This window comes from Psychrobium sp. nBUS_13 (genome assembly GCF_051201665.1).
Taxonomy (GTDB): domain Bacteria; phylum Pseudomonadota; class Gammaproteobacteria; order Enterobacterales; family Psychrobiaceae; genus Psychrobium.
Genome location: NZ_CP179210.1, coordinates 1,094,295 through 1,117,042, shown reverse-complemented (window position 1 = coordinate 1,117,042; position 22,748 = coordinate 1,094,295). Strand labels below are relative to the sequence as shown.

General features: G+C 41.0%; 22 protein-coding genes and 1 other RNA gene. 14 read left to right on the top strand and 9 right to left on the bottom strand.

The window, feature by feature from the left end:
- Window positions 1-78: 78 nt before the first annotated feature.
- Together ACMAZF_RS05045 and ACMAZF_RS05040 are read left to right on the top strand one after the other, a co-directional pair.
- The gene (locus ACMAZF_RS05045) at window positions 79-951 is read left to right on the top strand and encodes a TrmB family transcriptional regulator (RefSeq protein WP_435276367.1); all 873 of its coding nucleotides are present in this window, start codon (window positions 79-81) and stop codon (window positions 949-951) included.
- Window positions 948-2,438, top strand: a complete 1,491-nt coding sequence (locus ACMAZF_RS05040) for a serine hydrolase (RefSeq protein WP_435276366.1) — start codon at window positions 948-950, stop codon at window positions 2,436-2,438. Before ACMAZF_RS05045 ends, ACMAZF_RS05040 begins: the two co-directional genes overlap by 4 nt.
- A gap of 65 nt (window positions 2,439-2,503) precedes the next feature.
- On the opposite strand, the gene ACMAZF_RS05035 is transcribed toward ACMAZF_RS05040, so the two are convergent.
- Genes ACMAZF_RS05035 through ACMAZF_RS05020 form a run of 4 tightly spaced genes read right to left on the bottom strand, consistent with a single transcriptional unit; the run spans window position 2,504 to window position 6,915 of the window.
- Window positions 2,504-3,769, bottom strand: coding sequence for an FAD-dependent monooxygenase (locus ACMAZF_RS05035; RefSeq protein ID WP_435276365.1), 1,266 nt, complete (start codon window positions 3,767-3,769; stop codon window positions 2,504-2,506).
- Between the two features lie 19 nt (window positions 3,770-3,788).
- Window positions 3,789-5,024 (bottom strand): 2-octaprenyl-6-methoxyphenyl hydroxylase, encoded by a 1,236-nt coding sequence (ubiH, locus tag ACMAZF_RS05030; RefSeq protein ID WP_435276364.1) that lies wholly within the window; start codon window positions 5,022-5,024, stop codon window positions 3,789-3,791.
- A 17-nt stretch (window positions 5,025-5,041) separates the two neighbouring features.
- Window positions 5,042-6,343, bottom strand: coding sequence for a Xaa-Pro aminopeptidase (gene pepP, locus ACMAZF_RS05025; RefSeq protein WP_435276363.1), 1,302 nt, complete (start codon window positions 6,341-6,343; stop codon window positions 5,042-5,044).
- Entirely contained in the window at window positions 6,343-6,915 is a 573-nt protein-coding gene (locus ACMAZF_RS05020) for a UPF0149 family protein (RefSeq protein ID WP_435276362.1), read from the bottom strand. The genes pepP and ACMAZF_RS05020 overlap by 1 nt, the downstream gene beginning before the upstream one ends.
- 176 nt (window positions 6,916-7,091) lie before the next feature.
- Here ACMAZF_RS05020 and ssrS point away from each other — a divergent pair.
- From ssrS to hrpB, 7 genes are all read left to right on the top strand, one after another.
- Window positions 7,092-7,272, top strand: a non-coding RNA gene (ssrS, locus tag ACMAZF_RS05015) — 6S RNA.
- A gap of 372 nt (window positions 7,273-7,644) precedes the next feature.
- Window positions 7,645-8,822, top strand: a protein-coding gene (locus ACMAZF_RS05010) for an IS3 family transposase (RefSeq protein WP_435273982.1) whose coding sequence is annotated in 2 segments (ribosomal slippage) — window positions 7,645-7,903 and window positions 7,903-8,822 — 1,179 coding nt in all. Because the reading frame shifts where the segments join, the coding sequence is not laid out codon by codon here.
- 321 nt (window positions 8,823-9,143) lie between these two features.
- A complete protein-coding gene (locus ACMAZF_RS05005; RefSeq protein WP_435276361.1) occupies window positions 9,144-9,314 on the top strand; it encodes a hypothetical protein in 171 nt (56 codons plus the stop codon).
- 36 nt (window positions 9,315-9,350) lie between these two features.
- The gene (locus tag ACMAZF_RS05000) at window positions 9,351-9,518 is read left to right on the top strand and encodes a hypothetical protein (protein WP_435276360.1); all 168 of its coding nucleotides are present in this window, start codon (window positions 9,351-9,353) and stop codon (window positions 9,516-9,518) included.
- 370 nt (window positions 9,519-9,888) lie between these two features.
- Window positions 9,889-10,494: a 5-formyltetrahydrofolate cyclo-ligase gene (locus ACMAZF_RS04995; RefSeq protein WP_435276359.1), complete on the top strand. Its 606-nt coding sequence runs from the start codon at window positions 9,889-9,891 to the stop codon at window positions 10,492-10,494.
- A 17-nt stretch (window positions 10,495-10,511) separates the two neighbouring features.
- Window positions 10,512-11,186: an esterase/lipase family protein gene (locus tag ACMAZF_RS04990; protein WP_435276358.1), complete on the top strand. Its 675-nt coding sequence runs from the start codon at window positions 10,512-10,514 to the stop codon at window positions 11,184-11,186.
- Window positions 11,183-13,648, top strand: coding sequence for an ATP-dependent helicase HrpB (hrpB, locus tag ACMAZF_RS04985; RefSeq protein WP_435276357.1), 2,466 nt, complete (start codon window positions 11,183-11,185; stop codon window positions 13,646-13,648). Before ACMAZF_RS04990 ends, hrpB begins: the two co-directional genes overlap by 4 nt.
- A gap of 92 nt (window positions 13,649-13,740) precedes the next feature.
- Here the strand turns inward: hrpB and ACMAZF_RS04980 are convergent, their stop codons facing one another.
- The 3 genes from ACMAZF_RS04980 to ACMAZF_RS04970 are packed head-to-tail and all read right to left on the bottom strand — an operon-like array spanning window position 13,741 to window position 16,379.
- Window positions 13,741-15,114: a hypothetical protein gene (locus ACMAZF_RS04980; protein ID WP_435276356.1), complete on the bottom strand. Its 1,374-nt coding sequence runs from the start codon at window positions 15,112-15,114 to the stop codon at window positions 13,741-13,743.
- Window positions 15,111-15,974, bottom strand: a complete 864-nt coding sequence (locus tag ACMAZF_RS04975; protein ID WP_435276355.1) for an ABC transporter ATP-binding protein — start codon at window positions 15,972-15,974, stop codon at window positions 15,111-15,113. Before ACMAZF_RS04975 ends, ACMAZF_RS04980 begins: the two co-directional genes overlap by 4 nt.
- Complete coding sequence (locus tag ACMAZF_RS04970; RefSeq protein WP_435276354.1) at window positions 15,975-16,379, bottom strand: GntR family transcriptional regulator; 405 nt, start codon at window positions 16,377-16,379, stop codon at window positions 15,975-15,977.
- Window positions 16,380-16,593: 214 nt separating this feature from the next.
- On the opposite strand from ACMAZF_RS04970, the gene ACMAZF_RS04965 reads away from it, so the two are divergent.
- Window positions 16,594-17,727 carry a DcaP family trimeric outer membrane transporter gene (locus ACMAZF_RS04965; protein ID WP_435276353.1) on the top strand — a complete coding sequence of 378 codons (1,134 nt, stop codon included), beginning with the start codon at window positions 16,594-16,596 and terminating at the stop codon, window positions 17,725-17,727.
- A 72-nt stretch (window positions 17,728-17,799) separates the two neighbouring features.
- On the opposite strand, the gene ACMAZF_RS04960 is transcribed toward ACMAZF_RS04965, so the two are convergent.
- On the bottom strand, window positions 17,800-18,705 hold the full coding sequence (locus tag ACMAZF_RS04960; protein WP_435276352.1) for a LysR family transcriptional regulator: 906 nt from the start codon (window positions 18,703-18,705) through the stop codon (window positions 17,800-17,802).
- Window positions 18,706-18,955: 250 nt separating this feature from the next.
- Here ACMAZF_RS04960 and ACMAZF_RS04955 point away from each other — a divergent pair, with 250 nt between their 5' ends.
- From ACMAZF_RS04955 to ACMAZF_RS04940, 4 genes are all read left to right on the top strand, one after another.
- Window positions 18,956-19,522 (top strand): L-lactate permease, encoded by a 567-nt coding sequence (locus ACMAZF_RS04955; RefSeq protein ID WP_435276351.1) that lies wholly within the window; start codon window positions 18,956-18,958, stop codon window positions 19,520-19,522.
- Window positions 19,523-19,585: 63 nt separating this feature from the next.
- Complete coding sequence (locus ACMAZF_RS04950) at window positions 19,586-19,780, top strand: hypothetical protein (protein WP_435276350.1); 195 nt, start codon at window positions 19,586-19,588, stop codon at window positions 19,778-19,780.
- Window positions 19,781-19,830: 50 nt separating this feature from the next.
- Window positions 19,831-19,998: a hypothetical protein gene (locus ACMAZF_RS04945; RefSeq protein WP_435276349.1), complete on the top strand. Its 168-nt coding sequence runs from the start codon at window positions 19,831-19,833 to the stop codon at window positions 19,996-19,998.
- 326 nt (window positions 19,999-20,324) lie between these two features.
- The gene (locus ACMAZF_RS04940) at window positions 20,325-21,464 is read left to right on the top strand and encodes a YHYH protein (RefSeq protein ID WP_435276348.1); all 1,140 of its coding nucleotides are present in this window, start codon (window positions 20,325-20,327) and stop codon (window positions 21,462-21,464) included.
- A 56-nt stretch (window positions 21,465-21,520) separates the two neighbouring features.
- Here ACMAZF_RS04940 and ACMAZF_RS04935 read toward each other — a convergent pair whose 3' ends face one another.
- Complete coding sequence (locus ACMAZF_RS04935) at window positions 21,521-22,675, bottom strand: PQQ-dependent sugar dehydrogenase (protein WP_435276347.1); 1,155 nt, start codon at window positions 22,673-22,675, stop codon at window positions 21,521-21,523.
- Between the last annotated feature and the right edge of the window lie 73 nt (window positions 22,676-22,748).

The window sequence follows — 22,748 nt, the reverse complement described above, 5'->3', positions numbered from 1 at the left end:
AGGTTGTTACATTTACTATTTGTAATAAATCAAGACAAAAAATATAGTAGCAGCATAAACTACTAATAAATTAAAATCATGTCATCACATAATCAAATATGCCAACAGCTTGAGCAAATGGGGTTTACCTCGTTAGAGGCTGAAATCTATTTAGCACTGCTTACCAAAGGGAAGCAAACAGGTTATGCCATTGCTAAACATTTACACAAACCGACAGCGAATGTTTATAAAGCCATTGATAGCCTGACAGAGAAAGGAGCGGTTGAATTTACGACAGACAAGAAGAAAAGCTATTTTGCCTGTGATTGGAAACAGTTTCTAAATCGTAAGCAGCAACAATTTAACGACATACTATCCAATTTAGAAGATAACCTCAGTCAGCTCGACAATCCAGTGGAAGACGATGAGCAGGTGTATCAAATAGCACAGGTCGATTTAGTTATTGAGCACAGCATCAAGCTCATTAATAACTCACAACACTTATTAATGGTGGAAGCCGAGCCAGATGCCCTGCCGCTGTTTAAAGATGCATTAATAGCAGCGGCTGCGCGAGGCGTCGAAGTTTGGATAAAAGCCTATGAAGAAATAACGTTGGAAAACGTAAATGTTGTAGTGCGCCAAAACGGCCACGAAATTTATCAATCAACCCATGATGTTTCTTTTAAGCTCGCTGCTGATGGCAATGCGATGCTAATTGCCAATCTCACAGCCCAGTGCCAAGGCGTCATTCAAGCCTTTCGCTCGAACAGTGCCTTAATGGCGATGAGTATTTATAGCGCGCTACTCTATGAAATTATTCTTACCGAACTCAAACAAACTATTCCAAGTGGCAACATTCAAGCGGCACAAGCGCTGTTAGAAAAAAGTGCTCACCTGCACCCTATTTCAACGAGAAATGCCGTTTTCCAACAATACAAAGACAAATATCAAGATAAAAGGGATTTAAAATGAAAATCATCAATTTACTGCTGTGCACCAGCATGTGCTTATCGCTACCCGCTTTTGCAACAGACTTTTCAGCCATTGAAAAAATAGTCAATGAAACCAAGGCTGCCGCTAAGCTCCCGTCGGGAACATCAATTGCGGTAGTAAAGGACAACAAAGTAATTTATCGGGGAAATTTCGGTTATGCTGACATCGCCACCAAGCAGCCTGCCACTTCTGATACCAGCTATTATATTGCGTCCATCACAAAGCCTTATTTCGCATTATCGATGCTATTAAAAGAACACCAAGGACAAATCAGCGAATCAACGAACATGGCAACGCTATTCCCTAATATGTCATTTTCTACCTTTGACGCGAGCAAAGTCACCATAAAGCATCTACTTGGTCATACAATGGGTATCGATAACAGCCCGTTAGCAACGGCGACAGCCCATACGGGATTACATGATGAACCAACTCGCAATAAGCTGGTGTCTGTTAGCTACCCCAATGAAAAAGCGCCACTTAATACCTTTCAATATTCAAATGTAGGCTACAACATTTTAAGTGTATGGTCTGATAATGTTCATCAAAAGAGCTGGCAACAGATCCTCGAACAAAGGGTACTTGCACCGTTGAAAACCACACGAAGTTCAACAACATTCAGTGCTATCAAGGATAAAGGTTGGCCATTACCTAACTATTATTCCATCTTAAATGGCACCAACAACCCTGTTTATCTTCAGAAAAATGACAGTACCATGCACGCTGCTGGCGGCATGATTAGCTCCACTAACGATATTGCCAACTTTATAAAGATACAATTAAACCAAGGTAAGCTCGATGGCCAACAAATCTTCCCAGCGAAAGTCATTGCCAAGTCACAACAAGCAATAGCGACATCAGGGTTTAGTTATCAAAACTATAAACGAGAACAATATGCATGGGGATGGCACATTGGCCCTTATTTGGGCGAAACGCTTTATCATCATTTCGGCGGATATGCGGGAATGCATAGCCATTTGTCATTCATGCCAGAAAAAGGCATTGGTATCGTTATTTTGAACAATGACGATTTGTTAGCCTCAAGATTAACAAACGTTGTTGCGCACGCCATTTACGCAACTCTACTCGAGGATGAAGCCGAATTAACTAAGGCAAACAACAAAGCGATTAAGTTAAAGAAAGACGCTGCTAAGTTACCGATAATGATTGAACAACACGAAGAAGAACTGGCAGCAAGACAATGGCAATTGTCACAGCCAAAGCAATCTTATGTCGGTACTTACCATCATCCACATTTCGGCAATATTGTTGTTACACTAACCAAAGACAAGCAGTTTTATCTTGAATTTGGACAGCTTCGTTCAGTTGCAACTGCCCATAAATTTTTAGACGGAATGCGGGTGAGGTTCCTCCCAAATCGTGCTCAAGTAGTGAGAATTATCGTTGATTCGAATAAAATACAGAGCCTAAAATACGATGGCGAAGTGTTTAAACGCGTTCGGTAACGCTCGAGGCTAAAATGGCCGCAAAGCGGCCATTTTATTATTCACATTTCATTAAACTATTTGATTTAACTATCTGCCTTAGAAAAAACTGATTTAGACAACTCCGGTAAATCTCCCGTCAATCCCATGGCATGTTTAATAAACACGTCTTTGGCTGGCGGCAGTTTATCGACGGCAACTAAGCCAATATCTCGCACTAATTTCTTCAGCGGATTATTACCAGCGAATAACTGCTTAAAACCTTCCATGGCAGCAATCATTTGGGTGGCGTCACTTTTACGCCAGCGTTCAAAATGACGTAAATTGGCAAGTTCGCCAATATCTTTGCCTTGTTTGTGGTTTTTTAATAACTCTTGCGCTAGTGCAGCAGCGTCTAAAAAGCCAAGGTTGACGCCTAATCCAGCCAGTGGATGAATGGTATGAGCCGCATCGCCAATCAAGGCAATACGCTCTTTAGCAAATGATTGCGCAAATCGCATAGTTAATGGGAATACACCACGCGCTGATTTAACTTGGCAATAGCCTAAACGATTATCAAAGGCTGCCGTGAGCGCGCGATTAAATGCTATTTCATCACAATCACGCAACTGCTGCGCGCTGTCTGGTGATTGTGACCAAACAATTGAGCTTAAATTAGGTTCATTAAGGGGTAAAAACGCCAATATACCGTCTGGCGAAAAAATCTGACGCGCCGTATTGTCATGTGGCATATCAGTTTCAATAGTCGCTACTAAAGCATGATGACCATAATCCCAACTCGTCATCGGAATGTCAGCTTGTTTGCGCAGCCACGAGTTTGCCCCATCAGCGCCAACAACCAATTTGCTAGTTAACGACTGAGTGACGTGTTTATTATCATCACTTGCACCCACTAATGTTAACCACGTTTCACGCTCGCCCATGGCAACACTTTGACAGTGAAATGGATGAAATAACGTGACGTTCGGCGCAGCGTCAGCGGTTTGCCACAGGGCTTGTTGAACAATGCTGTTTTCAACAATAGCACCAAGCGAGGCTTCATTGGCTGATTTAATGCTTGATGCATCAAAGGCAATTTTTCCAAAGCTATCTTTTTCCCACACACTCATATTGCTATAAGGTTGATGGCGATTTTGCGCGATATAAGGCCATGCGCCAATATTAGTCAGTAAGTTCTTACTTGCGGCAGATAACGCACTAACACGTATTTCATATTTATCGGTAATAGTCATTGATGGCGTTTTACCTTCAATAACGGCAACTTTTAGTTCGCTATTTGCTAACGCGCTTGCCAATGCTAAACCGACCATACCGCCGCCAATAATTGTCACATCAAACGATTGAATATTCATGAAATAAAATTAACCTTATTTAAACTTGGACTTGATGCTTGGCCATACGAGAAAGTTGATGACGCCAACCTAACATTTGCTCTGCTACTGGTTTCTTCAACGGTGCAACGCAATCTGAAACGGCTAATGCGATATTACGCCCTGCCACTAATGGCCAGTGATTATTTGAAAACAATGAGACTAAACTACTGGTGGCATTAATAGTTTGCGCTTGATCATTAACTCGCGCTTTTTGATATTGATTGAGGCTTTGATAACAACCAATATCAACATCCGCCATAACAGCAGTTGCAATCACATCAATCAACGCAGCAACATCTCTCAAGCCTAAATTAAAACCCTGTCCAGCAATAGGATGAAGCGCTTGGGCGGCATTCCCCACTAAGGCGGTGCGATGATGGATATGAACATTGGCAACGTTTTGATTAAGTGGATAACTAAATCGTTGCCCTGTCTTAACCATAGTGCCTAACCTAAAACCAAATGCTTGTTGTAATGCTGCCAAGAATGCTTGGTCATCAAGCGCCATTGTCGCTGCGACATCATCGGTATTCATTGACCAAACTACAGAGCTGCGCCCTTGTGACATTGGTAAAAACGCTAGCGGTCCAGACTCTGTAAAGCGCTCGAACGCTTCGCCATGATGAGCACTACTCGTTTCAACATTGGCGATAATGGCGGATTGACCAAACTGCGTCACCGTTTTATCAATATTAAGCAAGGAACGCACTTTAGAAAATGCACCGTCTGCTGCAACCATTAATTTGGCGGATAATTGCTGTCCGTCAGCCAAAGTCACATCGACATGTTCTTGATGTTGCGTTAGTGATTCGATGCTATTTGGTCGATACCAAGTAACGTTTTGGGCAACTGACGCAGTGCTTAATTTATCCATCAGTAAACGCCCACTATCAGCCAATTCAACAACGTATCCGAGGTGAGGTAATTGATATTCACTTGGGTGTAAAGATGTTTGGCCAAAGTGCCCACGGTCGGTCACAGATATTTTATCAATCGGTGTTACCAGTGATTGATAACTATCCCAGAGAGCTAACTGCTCTAAAATTTGTCGTGAACCATAAGATAACGCAATGACTCGAGCGTCAAAACCAGCATGATTATGATCATCATTTGAAGCTTCAATAATAGCGATATTGAGTGCACGATCACTACCAAGAATATAATTGAGGCCCCAAGCCAACGTAGCTCCCGCCATGCCGCCGCCATTAATAATCAAATCATATACTTTGCTCACGCGATATCCTTTTGAGGTTAGTTTGCGCCACTCATGAGTGCTTCAATTTCATCAACCGTTTTAACAACATCTTTAGTCAATACTTCATTGCCATTGGCTGTTATCAAAATATCATCTTCGATACGAACACCAATGTTATGCCATTTAGCGTCAATTTCAGGTTTAGCGCTAAAATATAGCCCCGGTTCAACGGTAAGTGTCATGCCTGGTTCTAGCACGCGAGTACGTTTTTTTCCGCCATAATCACCAACATCATGCACATCTAAACCAATCCAATGGCTCAAGCCATGCATGTAAAATGCGCGATGCGCTTCATCATCAATTAACTTTCTGACATCACCATTTAAGATCTCAAGCTCCATTAAGCCTTTAATCATTATTTCAATAGCAGCGTCATTGGCCTGCTTGATGGTATTGCCCGGGACAAGCAGTTTGATAGCAGCAATTTGTGCCTTTAAAACAAGTTCATAGATCGCTTTTTGCGGCGCACTAAATTGGCCATTGATAGGGAATGTTCGAGTAATATCAGCCGCATAACCGTGAAGCTCACAACCGGCATCAATTAATACCAGCTCGCCGTCGTTTAATGTCGATTCATTTTCCGTGTAATGCAAAATACAGGCATTTTCACCGCCACCAACAATGGTGTTGTACGCAGCAAACCGAGCGCCATTCATCGCAAAGTGATGCAGTATTTCTGCTTCTAATTGATATTCATACATGCCCGCTTTACATTGCTGCATAGCGCGAGTGTGGGCAGCGCTAGAAATTTTAGCGGCCTCTCTCATCACAGCTAATTCTGGTGATTGTTTAAATAAACGCATTTCATCACTGATAACGCGTAAATCACTCAATTGACAGGTTTTTTTACAATCTGGATTAGCTTTGAGAGCCTCGAGCAAGCCATCAACGAACTCGTCATTGTCATCAAAAAAATCGTGATAGATGGTGTCACAACCCGCTATTAATTCAGGTAATTTATCAGAAAGCTCATCGACAGATAGCGCTTGATCAATGTCGAACTTTTCAAGCGCTGCCGCTTGACCTAAACGACGACCATGCCAAATTTCTTGTATCTCGTCTTTATCACGATTAAACAAAATGATTTGCAAGCCGTTGTCTTTTTTAACCAATACCAACACAGCTTCTGGCTCATTAAAGCCAGTAAAGTAATAGAAAGTGCTGTCTTGGCGAAAAAGATATTCAGTATCGTTGCTGCGCGTTTTCTCATGGGCTGAAAAAATAATCGCAGCACTGTTGTCACTTAGCTGCTCTGCCAATGATTGTCGACGGTTTGCAAAAAATGATTGGTTGATCATTAGTGTAAGTTCTTCTTATCTTTTACTGGCTCAGGCTTTTGACCAAATTCCGAGAAACATAAAATAGCACTTAAACGCACATATTCTGAGATTTCTTCAAAAGCACGTTCAGACTCTTCATCGTCTTCAATCTCAGTGTCTAGTTGACTTATTTGTCCTAAGTCACCTAGCGCTTCTGTAATTTCTTTACTTAGTTTCTTCTTAGATTCATTACCAATAGCAAAACCTGCCATGAAGCTTTCACTCCATTGAGTTAACGATAATGCAGTGTCACTTAACGTGTTGTCTTCATTTAATAATAACTTTACTTGATATTCGCCACTCACAAATTCATTCACGCTGGCATCAAACAATGTTTTAAGTAAGTTTTTAAGATCGATTGGCAAACCCATGCCATCATTCATTAAATCATTAAACGCACCAGACCATGAGTTATCTTCTACATTGATGCCACCACAAATTAGCCCGCAAATGACACCATGACATTCACTTGGTGTTACGCCTAATTCTGCCATGTTTAATGCACTGGATAGTTGTTGCCATGAAACTTTTTGATCTGTGTTTTGGCTCATGATGCCACCTTTAACGATTCGAATTGATACTCATTCTATCAGGTGGTAGAAATACATAAAATTGAAAATAAATTTTTCGTCCATAAAACCATCAGTTAGATCAATATTGATAGTGGTTGGACAAGAAAAGGACAATTTGCCATTAACAAGGACGATTTGCTGACATATACTGAATCCAATTCCTGGGGTGTTCGCCAGTGTTCTGAGTTCCCGAGCCAATATACACACCAAGGGTGTTAATTCCTTTACTATTGCGCAAGCCCGGCATGCACCGGGAAGCCTGCGGTGATAATTAACTCCCGCCTTGAACCGTCTGGTTCGAGGGCCATAGATTCACAGCGGCACTTTGGGAAGTTTAATATTGTCATTTCTATTAATTATCTAATTAACTCCCGACTCTCTATTGTAACCGTCTGGTTCGAGGACCAATGTCCACAGCGGTCTTTCTCAGAGACAAAAAGTGGGAAGTTTAATCAATTTCATTTCGTCAATTATCTAATTAACTCCCGACTCTTGCCTTAAGAATACCGTCTGGTTCTAGGCCAATGTCCACAGCGGTCTTTCTCAGAGACAAAAAGTGGGAAGTTTAATATTGTCATTTCTATTAATTATCTAATTAACTCCCGACTCTCCATTGTAACCGCCTGGTTCGAGGGCTGTAGTGGTACAGTGAATTTGGTCACTTAAATAGAGGTGTTATCATACGCCTCATCAACTTTAGGTGAATCAATGAATACTAGAACAAGACCAACTTATTCAGCAGAATTTAAACTCGAAACAGCTCAACTTGTTGTTGATGAAGGATACTCTGTCAGAGAAGCTTCCGAAGCCGTCGGAGTGAGTAAATCAGCCATTGATAAATGGGCACGACAATTAAAGAAAGAGCGAAACGGTATAGCAGACCAACCGACTGCATTAACACCTGAACAGATAAAAATTAAAGAACTCGAAAAACGCATAAAACGGATTGAATTAGAAAAAGAAATACTAAAAAAGGCTACAGCTCTCTTGATGTCAGACTCCCTAGACAATTTGAAATAGTCCAGGCGTTACAAGAGAGCTATGATGTAAAAACAGTCTGTGAAGTCTTTGATATTCATCGTAGTAGCTATGGTTACTGGCGTAAAAATTCAAAAAACGCCAGTCATAAGCACTTAAAAGCAGAATTAATGGTTCGCGCTATTTTCTCGGAAAGTGGTGAATCAGCAGGAGCCAGAAGCGTAGCTCAGATAGCAACGACTAGAGATATGCCATTAAGCCGCTACCGAGCAAACCGCATTATGAAAAAGCTTGGCCTAGTGAGTTGTCAGATACCTAAGCATGCTTATAAACGAGGTGGAAATGAGCACGCAGCGATACCGAATCACTTAGACAGACAATTTGTTGTTAGCGAACCCAATCAAGTTTGGTGTGGAGATGTGACTTTTATATGGGCAGGTAATCGTTGGTGTTATTTAGCCGTTGTGATTGATTTGTTCGCCAGAAAACCTATTGGTTGGGCGATGTCTTACTCACCTGATACAGCGCTAACTAGCCAAGCATTAACAATGGCTTTTGAGTCACGAGGGAGACCAAAAGGCGTGATGTTTCATTCAGATCAAGGCTGTCATTATACGAGTAAGAAATATCGTCAATTACTTTGGCGATATCAAATCAAGCAAAGCATGAGCAGACGAGGAAACTGTTGGGATAACGCACCGATGGAAAGATTCTTTAGGAGTTTTAAAACAGAATGGATGCCCACTGTAGGTTATCAATCTTTAGTGCAAGCCAAGGCGGCAGTAGTGAATTATATTACAGGATATTATAGTAACGTCAGGCCTCATCAATATAATGGCGGTTTAACTCCAAATGAATCGGAACAGAGATACTGGAAAACTTACAAAACCGTGACCAAAATTAGTTGACCACTACAGGCCAATGTCCGCAGCGGTCTTTCTCAGAGACAAAAAGTGGGAAGTTTAATTCTTTATATCCATTAATTGACTCCCGACTCCTGTCTTAAAGAATACCGTCTGGTTCGAGGGCCAATGTCCGCAGCGGTCTTTCTCTGAAAAAAAGAATGGGAAGTTTTAATCAAATCCAGTTCATCAATTATCCGATTAACGCCCGACTCAGACTTCGTCCCCCAAAGACCATAGAATGAATTTATACAAATAAAGCCTTGACATAATATGTCTTTGGATTATATTTTACATTCCTCAACACCTACACATTAAGGGATTAATATGTTTATCTTTGAATTATTGGCACTATTAGCATTTTTAGGCACCGCAGTTTACGGTTATAGAAAAAATGACCGCAACATTCTATTACTATCATCTTTTTGCTTAGTTATCGCATTTGCTGGCCCTGCAGCAATGTCCGGTTATACGGCAGGTCTCACAGCACCTTTATAAGTCATCCTAAACATCAACTACAAAGAAGCGTCGAATATGTTTGAATTAATTGGAATTATTGTTTTTGTTGCGTTATCAGTTATTGGGTACAAAAAAAACAATAGAAATATAATGTTAACTGGATCAATGTGTTTATTAGTAGCCCTTGCGGCCCCCGAATTTGTGGCGGGCTTTATTGAAGGCTACAACGGAAGCTTGACATAAAATGTAAAGAAAGCGATTAAAAGGTTGTTATTTGACAGCCTTTTTATTGAGGTAGCCAAATTTAAAAATTAACAAATCCGATTTGATAATCAGTTATTAGTTAAGCGGTTTAAAAGTAACGCGCTAACATATTTACATCAAATCCCAATGTTTTAGTCTTCTCTTAAAAGTAAAAGATTGCCTGCCTACCCTCTTGGCATCATGTTATTGAAAAACATTTTTAAACGTGAATTTAACGCTAACAAGCCTAGAGTTTCATCATCTATTTACCAAATTAAGCTAGAGATAAGCATTGATATTAAGAATAATATTAATCCCTACATACATTTGCCGTTTATCCCTCTCGCCAATTGTTCTACACTGGCTTTAATTGACTCAACACAATGAATTCATGGCCAACTCTCAACAATTATCTTCTGTACAAGCATTGCGAAAAACGATTCGTCAGCGTCGACAATCGCTGTCTGAAGAGCAGCAGTTAGTAGCATCTACCGCGTTATCGAAGCAACTAACTAAAAATATGCCTGATAATATAAAGCGAGTCGCCGTATATTTAGCCAGTGATGGCGAAATAAATCCACTGCCATTTATTCAAGCCTGCTGGCAACGAGATATTGACGTTTACTTGCCTGTTTTACATCCATTTAGCCGCGGAAATTTATTATTTTTACGTTATGATGAGCAGACGAAAATGAACGTTAATAAATACGGTATTAGTGAACCTGCATTAAACGTTTCGCTTGTTTTGCCAGCGAGCGAACTCGATATAATTTACACGCCACTTGTTGCCTTCGATACTCAAGGAAATCGAATGGGAATGGGCGGTGGCTATTACGATCGGACGCTGGCTGCCAATCCACATGTTGTTACCATTGGTATTGCTCATGATTGCCAGCAAGTCGATGAATTAACAGTACAACCGTGGGATATCGCTTTACAGCGTATTATAACTCCGACTCAGAATATTATGGCGTAACGCTCAGGTAATTAACTATGACAAAGAAAACTCAAGAATTTGTTGTCCTTCTCCACGGTTGGGGCCGCACTGACAAGTCAATGTTGGTATTGCAGCTTGCGTTGCAGCATGCAGGCTATCAAGTTGTTAACGTCGATTACCCGTCTAATGACAAAACTATTAAAGAGCTGGCTGAAATCGCTGTATCTCAAGGTATTTATGAGTGTGAAGCACAAGGGGCGAAAACTATCCATTTTGTTACCCACTCACTGGGCGGTATTCTAGTTCGTCAATATTTCAAAGAGCGTAAGCTTGGCAAATTGGGCCGCGTAGTGATGCTAGGAACGCCAAACAAAGGCAGTGAAGTCATTGATATGTACCGCAAGTTCTATCTATTTAGACAATTTGCAGGGCCAGCCGGACTTGCGCTAGGTACTAGCGAGAAAGATATTCCGAACAATTTGGGCGCTGTTAGTTTTGAACTAGGTGTTATTGCCGGTTCCAAAAGCATTAACCCATTATTGTCATTGATGTTACCGGGTGATGACGACGGAAAAGTCAGCGTAGAATCAACCAAGGTTGAAGGCATGAGCGATTTTATTGCCCTGCCGACAACCCACCCAACCATGCTTGCTAGTCCAAGTGTTATCAAACAAATGCTCCACTTTTTAGCACATGGTTGTTTTGAAGAACAAGCTAAGGAAAATGCGTGAGCCTGCCACCAATTGATGCCGTATTAAGTGACATAGAAAACCATTTATCATCACATGCTCAAGTTATCCTACAAGCGCCTCCTGGCGCAGGTAAGTCAACTTACCTGCCGTTAAAACTGCTATCGCACGCGAAATTCAACAATCAAAAAATATTGATGCTAGAGCCGCGCCGGCTTGCGGCAAAAAACATTGCACGCTTTGTTGCTAAACAGCTCGGTGAAAATGTTGGTGAAAGTGTTGGTTACCGTGTTAAAGGCGAGCACAAAGTTGGTAAGAACACCCGCTTAGAGATAATTACCGAAGGGATCTTAACGCGCATGTTGCAACAAGATCCTGAGTTAGATGGCGTTGGTTTAATCATATTTGATGAATACCATGAGCGTAGCATTCATGCCGATACTGCCCTCGCCTTTTGTCTTGAGATCCAAGAAGGTTATCGCGACGACTTAACATTGTTAGTGATGTCGGCGACCTTAGATGGTGAGCAGTTATTACAGTTGATGCCTGATGCCGATATTATCACCTCACAAGGACGCAGTTTTGAGGTGGCCACCAGCTATTATCCTCGAAATACTAAAACACCATTACCGCCGCAAGTGGCGAAGTTAGTAGAGCAAGCGGCTCGTGACTTTGATGATAACGTGTTGGTTTTCTTACCCAGTGCCAGCGATATCAATAAAACCGCATCATTGTTAAAGCATTTACCCGATGATATCGATGTTTTACCGCTTTATGGCCAGCTCAACAATCAACAACAAGATTTAGCGATTGCGCCAACCAAGCCCAATAAACGCAAAGTTGTGTTAGCCACTAACATCGCCGAAACTTCTATTACCATCGAAGGTATTAGCGTTGTTATTGATAGCGGGCTAGTAAATAAAGCAACTTTTAACCGTAATAATGGCGTCACAAAACTGTCGAAAGAGCAGATTTCTCAAGCGTCATCTATTCAACGTGCAGGTCGCGCTGGCCGTGTCCAAGCCGGCCATTGCTGGCGCATGTGGCCACAAGAACAGCAGGCGCGATTAGCCAAATATGATGTGCCAGAGATTGAGCAAAGTGACTTACTATCACTGGCATTAGAATTAGCGAAATGGGGGGTTGTTGATGTTAGTCAACTACAGTGGCTCAACTCCCCGCCACAGCATAATTTGCAACAAGCGCGAGATTTGCTTATTGCGATGGGCGCATTGGATAAACAATACAAACTCACCAAGCACGGTGAAGAAATCTATCAATTTGGCAGCTCGCCGCGCCTTGCTCACATGATGATATTTGCCAAGGGCCATGATTTATCAGCCACTGCAGCGCTGCTAGCAGCCATGTTGGAACAAACGAATAGCTTGGGCAATGAGTTAGATATTAGCAATCAACTTAATTATTTAGCGTACGGAAAAAATCTGTCCACGGCATTGCAACAAGTCAAAAAGAACGCGAGTAAATTTACTAAACAATTAGGCACTCACTCCACGAAGATAGAGCCGGAGCAGTGCGGAGTTTTATTAGCCCATGCATACCCAGATAGAATCGCAAAACGTCGTGGTCACTCTGAGCGCTTTCAATTGGCCAATGGCTTTGGTGCAAGCCTCGATGAAAACGCGCATCTTGCAGGTGATTACATCGTTGTCGCCGATCTAATGAGTTTTGCAGCCAATAAAAACCAAGCGCGAATATTTTTAGCAACCACTATTGATCTCAACGCCCTAGAAACGATTAGCCCTGAATTATTTACACAACATGATCAGCTTCAGTGGGATGATAAGCAAGATAAAGTCATTGCCCTAAACCAAAAGAAATTAGGCCAACTAATTATCAGCGAATCGCCGCTAACCAATATCGACGGCGATAAACTAAACCAAGCGTTATGTCACGGCTTACAAGCCAAAGGCCTGAACTACCTAGACTTCAACAACGCGCAAACTCAGTTATTACAGCGACTTAGCACAGCCCACGCGAACGAGCCTGAAACATGGCCTGACTATAGTGAACAAGCATTACTAGATTCACTAGATGATTGGTTAGTGCCCTTTTTCGATGGCGCTAAGAAGCTTGCACAATTAAAGAAAATTAATTTGAGTGACGCACTGCTTTCTCGTCTTGAATGGAGTGAACAACAGCAACTCAACGCTCTGTACCCAACACATTTAAAAGTCGCTAGCGGCTCAAATATCCGCCTAGATTACAGCGATGACGGGCAAGTAAAACTCTCGGTGCGTATTCAAGAGCTCTTTGGCACCATGACAAACCCAAGTGTTGGTAGAAAGCAACTTCCTGTACTCATTGAAATGTTATCGCCGGCACAGCGACCAATCCAACTTACCAAAGATCTTGTCGGTTTTTGGCACGGCAGTTACGCCGCGGTGCAAAAAGATATGAAAAGCCAATATCCACGCCATTTTTGGCCAGATGATCCTAGTGTTGCTATGGCAACAACGAAGACAAAGAAGAAGATGGGGATTTGATATATTTAATTGCTTAACGCGCTAGAGGGTTATAATTTAAAAATTCAAATGAGGATTTAGCATTTAACCCTCACTCTCATCAATTCAAGTGATTAGATACATCTTGAATTTTTTCGATAGCAATTAAAAACATTAACGCTAAATAAACTCAATATAAACAGTGAAATGCCAATAAATGTTGATTTTTCCCACAGTAAAACATTAAAATTCACCACGAATACTAATAACAAGCTAGACCCAATCATATAGGCAAACATTAACCAAACCGCTAAACTATCAATACGTTTTTCCATCGTCCATGCCCACAACATGATCGCTACATTAAATAAGCTCACCATCAAACTAACCACCAGTGAATTGATTAGCAACGTCGATGTAAAGTTTTCAAATATATAACTAAACATCACAAGAATTAACGACATAAACACATACAACTTTAATTGTTCTTCCAAAACATAGTTAATGAACGCTGTTGAGAAACGTTGTTTATCATTAAAACAAGGCATCACTGCTAATCGTTTAAGTAGGCTCTGTTTAGATGACACAACTTGAAAAAATGAAATGCTACTTAGGACAACAAGAACCAATGGCACTGCTAAAATTGATGTAGAAAAAAACTCACTAAAATTTTTATCTATTTGATTCCCTAATAATAAAAACAGCACAGCAGCGCCTAACCACAACAAATAAGTCAATGGACCAACACTGTATTCCCCCTGACAACTAATAGCTATTAGCTGTTTATTAGTCATAGGTTTAGCAGATTCAATTCTCTTTTTGAAATGTTGTAAATTACTCTTAGCAAACCACTGAACGAGTCTATTTTGAAACTTTAACGGTATTTTATGGCTAGGTACGATCATGCTGCTTTGCTTAGCGTTCATAATCAGTTTAACTTTTTTAAGATCTTTACTGTCCTTTGTAAAGCGCTCTAATCGTCCAAGTAGCCAGTATGCTCCAAGTGCAATAGCGGGTAATGCAAAGGCACTTAATACAGAAATATCAATATCTGGCAATTCAAAATAATTGATGAGCCAATTCCACGGTTTAACAAAAAATAAGCATATAAAAACTAAAATCAATAGAGGTCTATAAGTGATTGCCACCATAAACACAGCGAGCATTATCGATATTGCTATTAAACTTAACCAACTTTCTATATTTGGTAATACCATGAGTGTTGGCAACAGGCTAATACCTAATAAACCCAATAATGACTTTTTAAGATGATAAAAATAATTTGGGATAACTTTCGACATATCATTTTGAGTGAGCAACATTAAACGAGTTGCTATCAAATAATAAAAAAGTGCATTCCCAGTGCCAATAAAGAGTACAACATAGAAATTGTCAGTACTTGTATTTCCTCCTTTAATACCTAGATACCAATTAAACATGGCAAAAGTCCATATCAACGCGATAGCGAGTTTTATCACTTTCCCTCTAGTTAACAGTCTAAGTATCATGTGGTTATCTCCAAGAATATATCTTCAAGTCCTAATGGATTAACTGTAACATCAACACCTTGTTCTTCCATTTCAGTTAACCAATTCTGATCAAGTTTTGACACAACACACTGCAATCGCTTGTTTTGTTGCTTAACGCGCAATAAGTGTGGCACGGTTATGTCTGTATATTGTTGATTAATAGATAAGCTAACTACATTTTCCTTGGCATTATCTAAATCATCAAAATAGCGAATTTTACCTTGGTCTAAAATGGCAACTTTATTAGCGACTCGTTCGAGATCTGATGTGATATGTGTTGAAAATATAACAGTCACTTTTTCTTCACTGGCTAAAGAAATAATTTCCTTTAAAAATAATCGACGTGCAGCAGGGTCAAGTGACGCAGCGGGTTCATCAAGAACCATTAATGTCGGCATCGGTGCCAAAGCTAAGATAATTAGCAAACGTTGCATTTGTCCTGGCGATAAATCTCCGACATCTTTGTCTAAATCAATGCTCCACTGTTCAACAAGCTTATCGACTTTTTCGTCAGACCACTGCGTATAAAACTGCTTTCTAAATTTAATTAACTCTTTGACAGTTAACCAAGAAATCTCATCATTTTCTTGCGGAACGTAGCCTAACTTGCTTTTCACATCCGTTGATAAATTTAAATGGCTTTCTCCAAATAACGTGATTGAGCCATCGTCAATCTCACTTAGATTCAACATTGATTTTAATAATGTCGACTTTCCAGCGCCATTTTTACCAAGTAGCCCAACAATATCGCCTTCATTGATTTCCCAATCTAGCGCCTGTAGCACCTGTTGACTCTTATAAGATTTAGCGACATTGTTTATTTTAATAATTGCAGTCATTTACGACTCCTTTCCTTGTATATTTTGGGATTCAACATCCGTATTATCTGACGTTTGTTCTACAAACATGGCTAAAAGCTGTTGCTGGGAAACACCAATTAACTGCGCCTCTGAAATTAGATCTTTTATCATCGTGCTCAACATAGTTAACTTCTCCTTTTCAGATACTTCCTCATCACGCTTGGCGACAATCATGCCTTTGCCACGTAGACGCTCTACGTATCCTCGTTCTTCCAATAATCCATAGGCTTTCGAGACCGTCATTGGATTAATATCCAAATCGGTCGCGACTTGCCTGACCGAAGGCAAACTATCCCCTTGAGCGAAATACCCATTAAGGATCATCCGTTCAATTTGGCTAAGTAGCTGTTTATAAATGGGAACACCCGAGCTGGGTGAAATCACAAACTGATCCATAAAATCATATCGCATTAACTATAGTGTATTAACACAGTAATACACCAATACACTTAATGCAATTTATATTTTGCGAGTCATTTATTTTCGAAGTATTTACATCATAAAAAGAAAAAGTCTTTCCCTTTATATTCATTTATCACATTGCGATTAATTTTTAGGCTACTCAATCAGTCATTATTAAAACAACAAAGGAAAACTGATGAGTCATTTAAATAAATACCTAAACAATAAACTCGTACTCGCTACCTGCCTGACGGGCCTAAGTCTTAATGCAACCGCTGTTGAGATTCTTAATATCAAAAATGGTGATGAGCAAACTAAAGTCAGTCTGGGTGGCTATGCCAAGTTAGACGTTCGCCATGTCTCAGGTGATATTGCTTATCAAGATTACTGGGTTGCGAACTTTCCAGCAGGACAAGCCGTTGATACTTCACATACGGGGATGAACGTTAAAGAGTCGCGTATCAACGTTAAAGTTCAACACGGTGATATCGTAGGTTTTGTTGAGATGGATTTCTTTGGCGGTGGCGGTAATGAAGTGGTGAGTAACTCGTCAAACCCACGCTTGCGTCATTTATTTATCGATTATAAAAATTGGAAACTTGGTCAAACATGGTCGACTTTTATGCCATTACACGCATTGCCTGAAGCGCTAGATTTCGGCGGTCCACATGTCGGTGAAGTCTTTTCACGACAAGTACAAGTGCGTTACACCACAGGTAATTGGCAGTTTGCCATTGAAAACCCTGAAACCAACGGTGACGGTGATGTTGGTGCGCCATCAAGCGCAGTAGGTGTTACGGGAATCCAAGCAGATAGCGATGAAAGCACACCTGATTTAATTGCCCGTTACAATCACAAAACTGATTGGGGGTTGGTGTCTGTAGGAACGCTGTTACGCACCATTGATCAAGGTGGCATTGATGAAACGGGGATTGCTTATAACGTTGCCGCTAAAATCAAAACGGTAGGCAAGGATGATATTCGCTTTCAGTACACCGGTGGTGATGCAGGTCGTTATGTTTCAGCTGGCCTAACGCCAGATATCGTAACTCATCCTCGTACTGATAGCGTTGTGGTTGAAAGCGCAGATGCATTCACCATTGCCTATCGTCATTATTGGAATGATACGCTGCGTTCGACGGCCTATTACGGCGCTGCAGAAACTGATGTGCTTAAACGTAAGCGCAGCCATTGGGCAGTAAATCTAATCAACAGTGTTAACAATTATTTAGATGTTGGTGCTGAGTTTGGCAACTACGCTATTGACGATAAAGGATTGGAATCAATCGATTCAAATTATCTGCAATTTTCAGCAAAATTTAAATTCTGATCTCGTTTAGATAGGTCAAATAAAGGCGTGTCGCTCTCTCTCCTTGCACGCCTTTCTACGTGAATATCCATCCTAATAAAACATCTCTTTTCTATTCTGAAAACAACCTCTAAGATGCTCTACCAATAGATTTAGCTTTTTATCAGGTTGACGACTTCGTGGATATACGGCGTATACACCGAGTTTTTTACCGACGAAATTACTTAATATCGATACCAACTTTCCGTCATCTAAATCTCCGCATACCAACACGCGTGGTAAATAAGCAATACCAACACCCGCAAGTGCACCGCGGCGTAATGAGTCGAGGTTATTGGAATGAATACGTCCTTTAACTTGCATATTAAACTCGGTGTCATTCTCAATAAATCGCCATGTTTCAGCGCCTTGCCCTTCGTATTTGTAGATTAAGCAATCGTGCTCCTCAAGCTCTGTTGGGTGCGTTGGTATACCGTGCTTGTTAAGATAGGCAGGACTGGCACAAATCACCCAATCCGAATTAATCAAACGGCGAGCAATGAGCGATGAGTCTTCAAGATAAGCCGTGCGGATCGCTAAGTCATATCCTTCATCAAGAATATTCATGACTCGATTACTCACCACCAGCTCAACTTCGACTTCAGGATATTGCTGACAAAACTGCGCTATTGCATCGCTAACAATGACCTGCGCAGATACGGCAGGCGCTGTCACTTTAATCTTGCCGCGCATGGTATCACCATAGCCAGTAACGGTATCTTGAGCATCTTGTAATGCTTGTTTGGCCAAACGCGCTTTGCCATACAAAGCACGGCCTGCATCCGTTAAACTTAATTTACGTGTGGTGCGATAAAGTAACTGCACATTTAAGTCGGCTTCTAAACGGCCAATACGTTTACTTACCACAGAGTTAGTAATTTCTAACTTATTGGCTACTTTAGAAAAAGAGCCTTCTTCGACGACCTGCACGAATAAAAATACGTCATCAGCTTTAAGCATTTCACACCTTTATTATGTAAAAAAAAGAAAAAGAGAATCTCTTTTATCAATATATATCAACAGTTGAGTAAATTGTACATTGCTACAACTTGCGCTGTCTATTTTCAGTTCAAGTAAAGCGATAGCTAACGATGACCTTGCAAGTTAGGACGTGTTAAGGCCAATACATCGTCGGCGACAGCAAAATAGGAAGACTACATCCCAAATCGGATCATAAATAAAACTATAAACATAATTAGGAGTCCCGATCATGAACAAATTAACCTTAGGTGGATTAGCACTAGTACCAATAATACTAGCTGCTGTCCTGCTCGTTGGCCTTCACTGGCCAGCTAAAAAAGCCATGCCAGTCGTGTTAGCAGCTACCGCTGCATTAGCAATTTTGGTGTGGGACATGTCAACCAACAGAGTCATTGCTTCAGTGCTGCAAGGGTTAGGAATTACAGCATCTGTGTTATGGATTGTTTTTGGCGCCATATTCTTGCTCAACACGTTAAAACACACTGGTGCGATTCAAGTGATACGTCAAGGTTTTACTAATGTATCGCCAGATCGACGTATTCAAGCAATCGTTATAGCTTGGTGTTTTGGTACCTTTATCGAAGGTGCGTCCGGCTTTGGTACCCCTGCCGCAATTGCCGCTCCATTGCTGGTTGCTATTGGCTTTCCTGCTGTCGCCGCTGTGTTAATGGGGATGATGATTCAATCAACCCCCGTATCATTTGGCGCTGTTGGTACGCCAATTGTTATCGGTGTTAACAAAGGATTAGATACCACAGCAATTGAAGCCACTCTTGCGACGCAAGGCTGGACATAGGATCAATATCTACAACTGATTACCGCAGATGTTGCCATTATTCATGCCATTATTGGCACTGCAATGCCGCTGTTTATGGTGATGATGCTTACGCGCTTTTTCGGCGCTAATCGCAGCTGGAAAGAAGGTTTAGAGATTAAAACAGATGTTGCCACTGCCAATAATAAAATGTCGCCATTTGTTGCGTTATTACTCGTGTATTCGGCGATTTCAAAGCTTTACTCGCAGGAATCAACATTGGCGCCAAAGACATTTTAGGTGAGGTTGGCGTTGATGTCGCCTTTAGTCCACTTTATTTACCCGGCGGTTTGCTTATTATCAGCGCATTGGTTGCATTGTTATTACAAGGTAAATCAGGTCATCGCGGTAAAATATTTAGCAGTGCGGTCAGTGAATCAACAAAAACCATTATCAGTGCTGGTTTTGTATTAATATTCACAATTCCTATGGTGCGCTTGTTAAAAACAAACTTATGAAAAGCCGATTGCCCCATCTTTCTTCTTTTATATAATAGATCTTCAAAAGCACTTGAAAACCGCCCTCCAATTACATAGTAATCCGCCGTCTGATAACCCATAAGAGTTAGTCACAGCACGGAATCAAAAAGGTAACTCGTTTGTTGATATCGAGGCATTAAAATTATTGTCGTCTCACATTGATTGGTCGATCTATTAATTATTCATAATTGACGTTACTTTACTGTCTTTACGGTTCTTTAATTTGTCGCTATACCATCGCAGGGCGTCTTGAGGTACAGTTAATTTATACTGATTATCGAGACGTTTCTATGCACCGCATACCAATGAAAAAATCGCTAGTGTTGTCTGCATTAGCTCTAACTTTAGTGTCTGGATGTGGCGGCAGTTCGAGTAGTACAGCAGTAGAGCCTGTCACTCCGACTCCGGCTCCGACGCCAACGCCAACGCCAACGCCAAGTGTGCCGGATAATAATTTAACTAAAAACCCACAGGGTGATATTAGTTACGCTAAATTAACTAATCGCGATCCTGATTGCGCAGCTTATATCGGTAGCTATCAAGCCACTATCTACGACGCACAGCAACAGATCAATCATCAAAGTCAGTTAACAGTCACTGCAACAGCGACGCATTGCACCTTTGTCAGCAATAATATTCCCAATCACGATGTTGGCACTAACACGACAACAGGAAAAGATTTTGCATCCGTTGTAAAACAAAATGCCAACCAATACACGTTAACGGTGCCGCGATTTCCAAGTAAAATATCAACTCCAATCTATGTTGAAAAAATTGGCGGTATGTTGACTCTAAATGGCATTTTGCTCAATGGCGTTGATTTGGATATGGACTCAGCATTTTGCTATCACCCTGATATTAATGCACCACTTAATGTTGGCCTTGGGACGCGTACACAATGTGGTTTAAATGCCGATTGGTATGCCGTCCCCGCTAATAATCCAGATATCGTTACCTTAGATAATTATACTGGGCACGCTTTTGATGGTCGTTATCATTATCACGGCGACAATCAAGGTTTGTCTCATCATGAATCAGCTGTAACCTTACCATTGAACTCTCAAGACGTAGATGCCAGTGGCTCGCCTGTTATTGGATTTGCGCCAGATGGTTTCCCCATTTACGGCCATTACATTTACGACAAAGCGAGTAACAGCTTAAAGAAAGTAACGTCAAGCTGGCGTACCTCTACCAGTGAGCGAACTACGCCGACGGGATCGAACATTGAAGCACCATCAATTAATACTCATCCCCGTGGTATCTTTGTCGAAGATTGGTATTTCTTAGCAGGTAGTGGCGATCTTGATGAGTGTAATGGCATGACTGATGAGTATGGAAACTACGGCTATTACTACACCGACGATTATCCCTACGGGCCTATCTGTGGGTTTGGGACACCAAATGCGTCCTTTACGTTAGATGCATCAGCGTTTGTAGGACAATAAAAAATAGCTCAACAACATAAGACTATTGGTTGTTGAGCTATTTTTAGGTTGTGGATTTAATTATTAACAGGCACTAAACGAAATACACCACGGCCATCTATCCCTAGATAAATATGATTATCGCGACCTTGAACTACACTGCGCAGACGACCCACACTTTTAAGTACATCATGCTGCTTTATCACTTTATTTCCCGTGATACTCACCGCAATTAACTTAGCAAATTTCAATGAGCCTATTAATAAGTTACTTTTTAGTTCAGGGTATTTATCACTGGTAACAAATGACATGCCCGATGGCGCAATCGACGGCACCCAATACGTAATAGGTTGCTCCATGCCTTGCTTTTTCGTTAAATCAGTAAAACTACTGCCACTGTAATTAACGCCATAACTGATCACAGGCCAACCATAATTCTTGCCTTTACTAATTATATTGAGCTCGTCCCCCCCTTTAGGGCCATGTTCGTGAGACCATATTGCTTGCGTATGAGGATTAAAAGCCAAGCCTTGTGGATTGCGATGCCCGTAGCTAAACACTGCCGTTTTAACATTATTTTTAGCGACGAATGGATTATCTTTCGGGATGCGTCCATCATCATGCAAACGATAGATCTTGCCAGCATCACGATTTAGATCTTGTGGATTGATATCGCGCTGACCACGATCGCCAATTGAAAAATAGAGATAGTTATCTTTATCAAAGGCAATTCGGCTACCAAAGTGCGCGCCGCCGCTATTATAAGGTTCAGCCAGATACAATGTTTCTAGGTGAGTTAATTGATAATCAGCTTGTGATTTAGCTAATTTAGCGCGACTAATTGCCGTATTTATGCGCCCGTTTTCTCCCGTGCTATAGGAGAAATAGACCCAGCCGTTAGCTGAATAATCAGGGTGAAGCACAACATCAAGTAAACCCCCTTGGCCTTTGGCAACTATCTTAGGTAAACCGGTAACTTGCGTAGATGTTCCTTGGAGAGTGATTACCCGCATAGTGCCTTTTCTATCTGTCACTAATAATGAATTATCTGGTAACTGGGTAATTCCCCAAGGAACCGATACATCATCGCTAATAAGTTCCAAAGTATATTGAGCAGCGTGTAATCTTAACGATAATAAAAACAAACTTGTTACCATGACAATCGTTATTTTTAAGCTAGCTTTTACCATGACTTCCATCTCTACATTATTATGCTCTAAGGAATATATCATGTTCAACTAATCGAAATGAGAGAAACAATAAAAAAGCCTCAATGCTATCAACATCGAGGCTTTTGTTATTGAA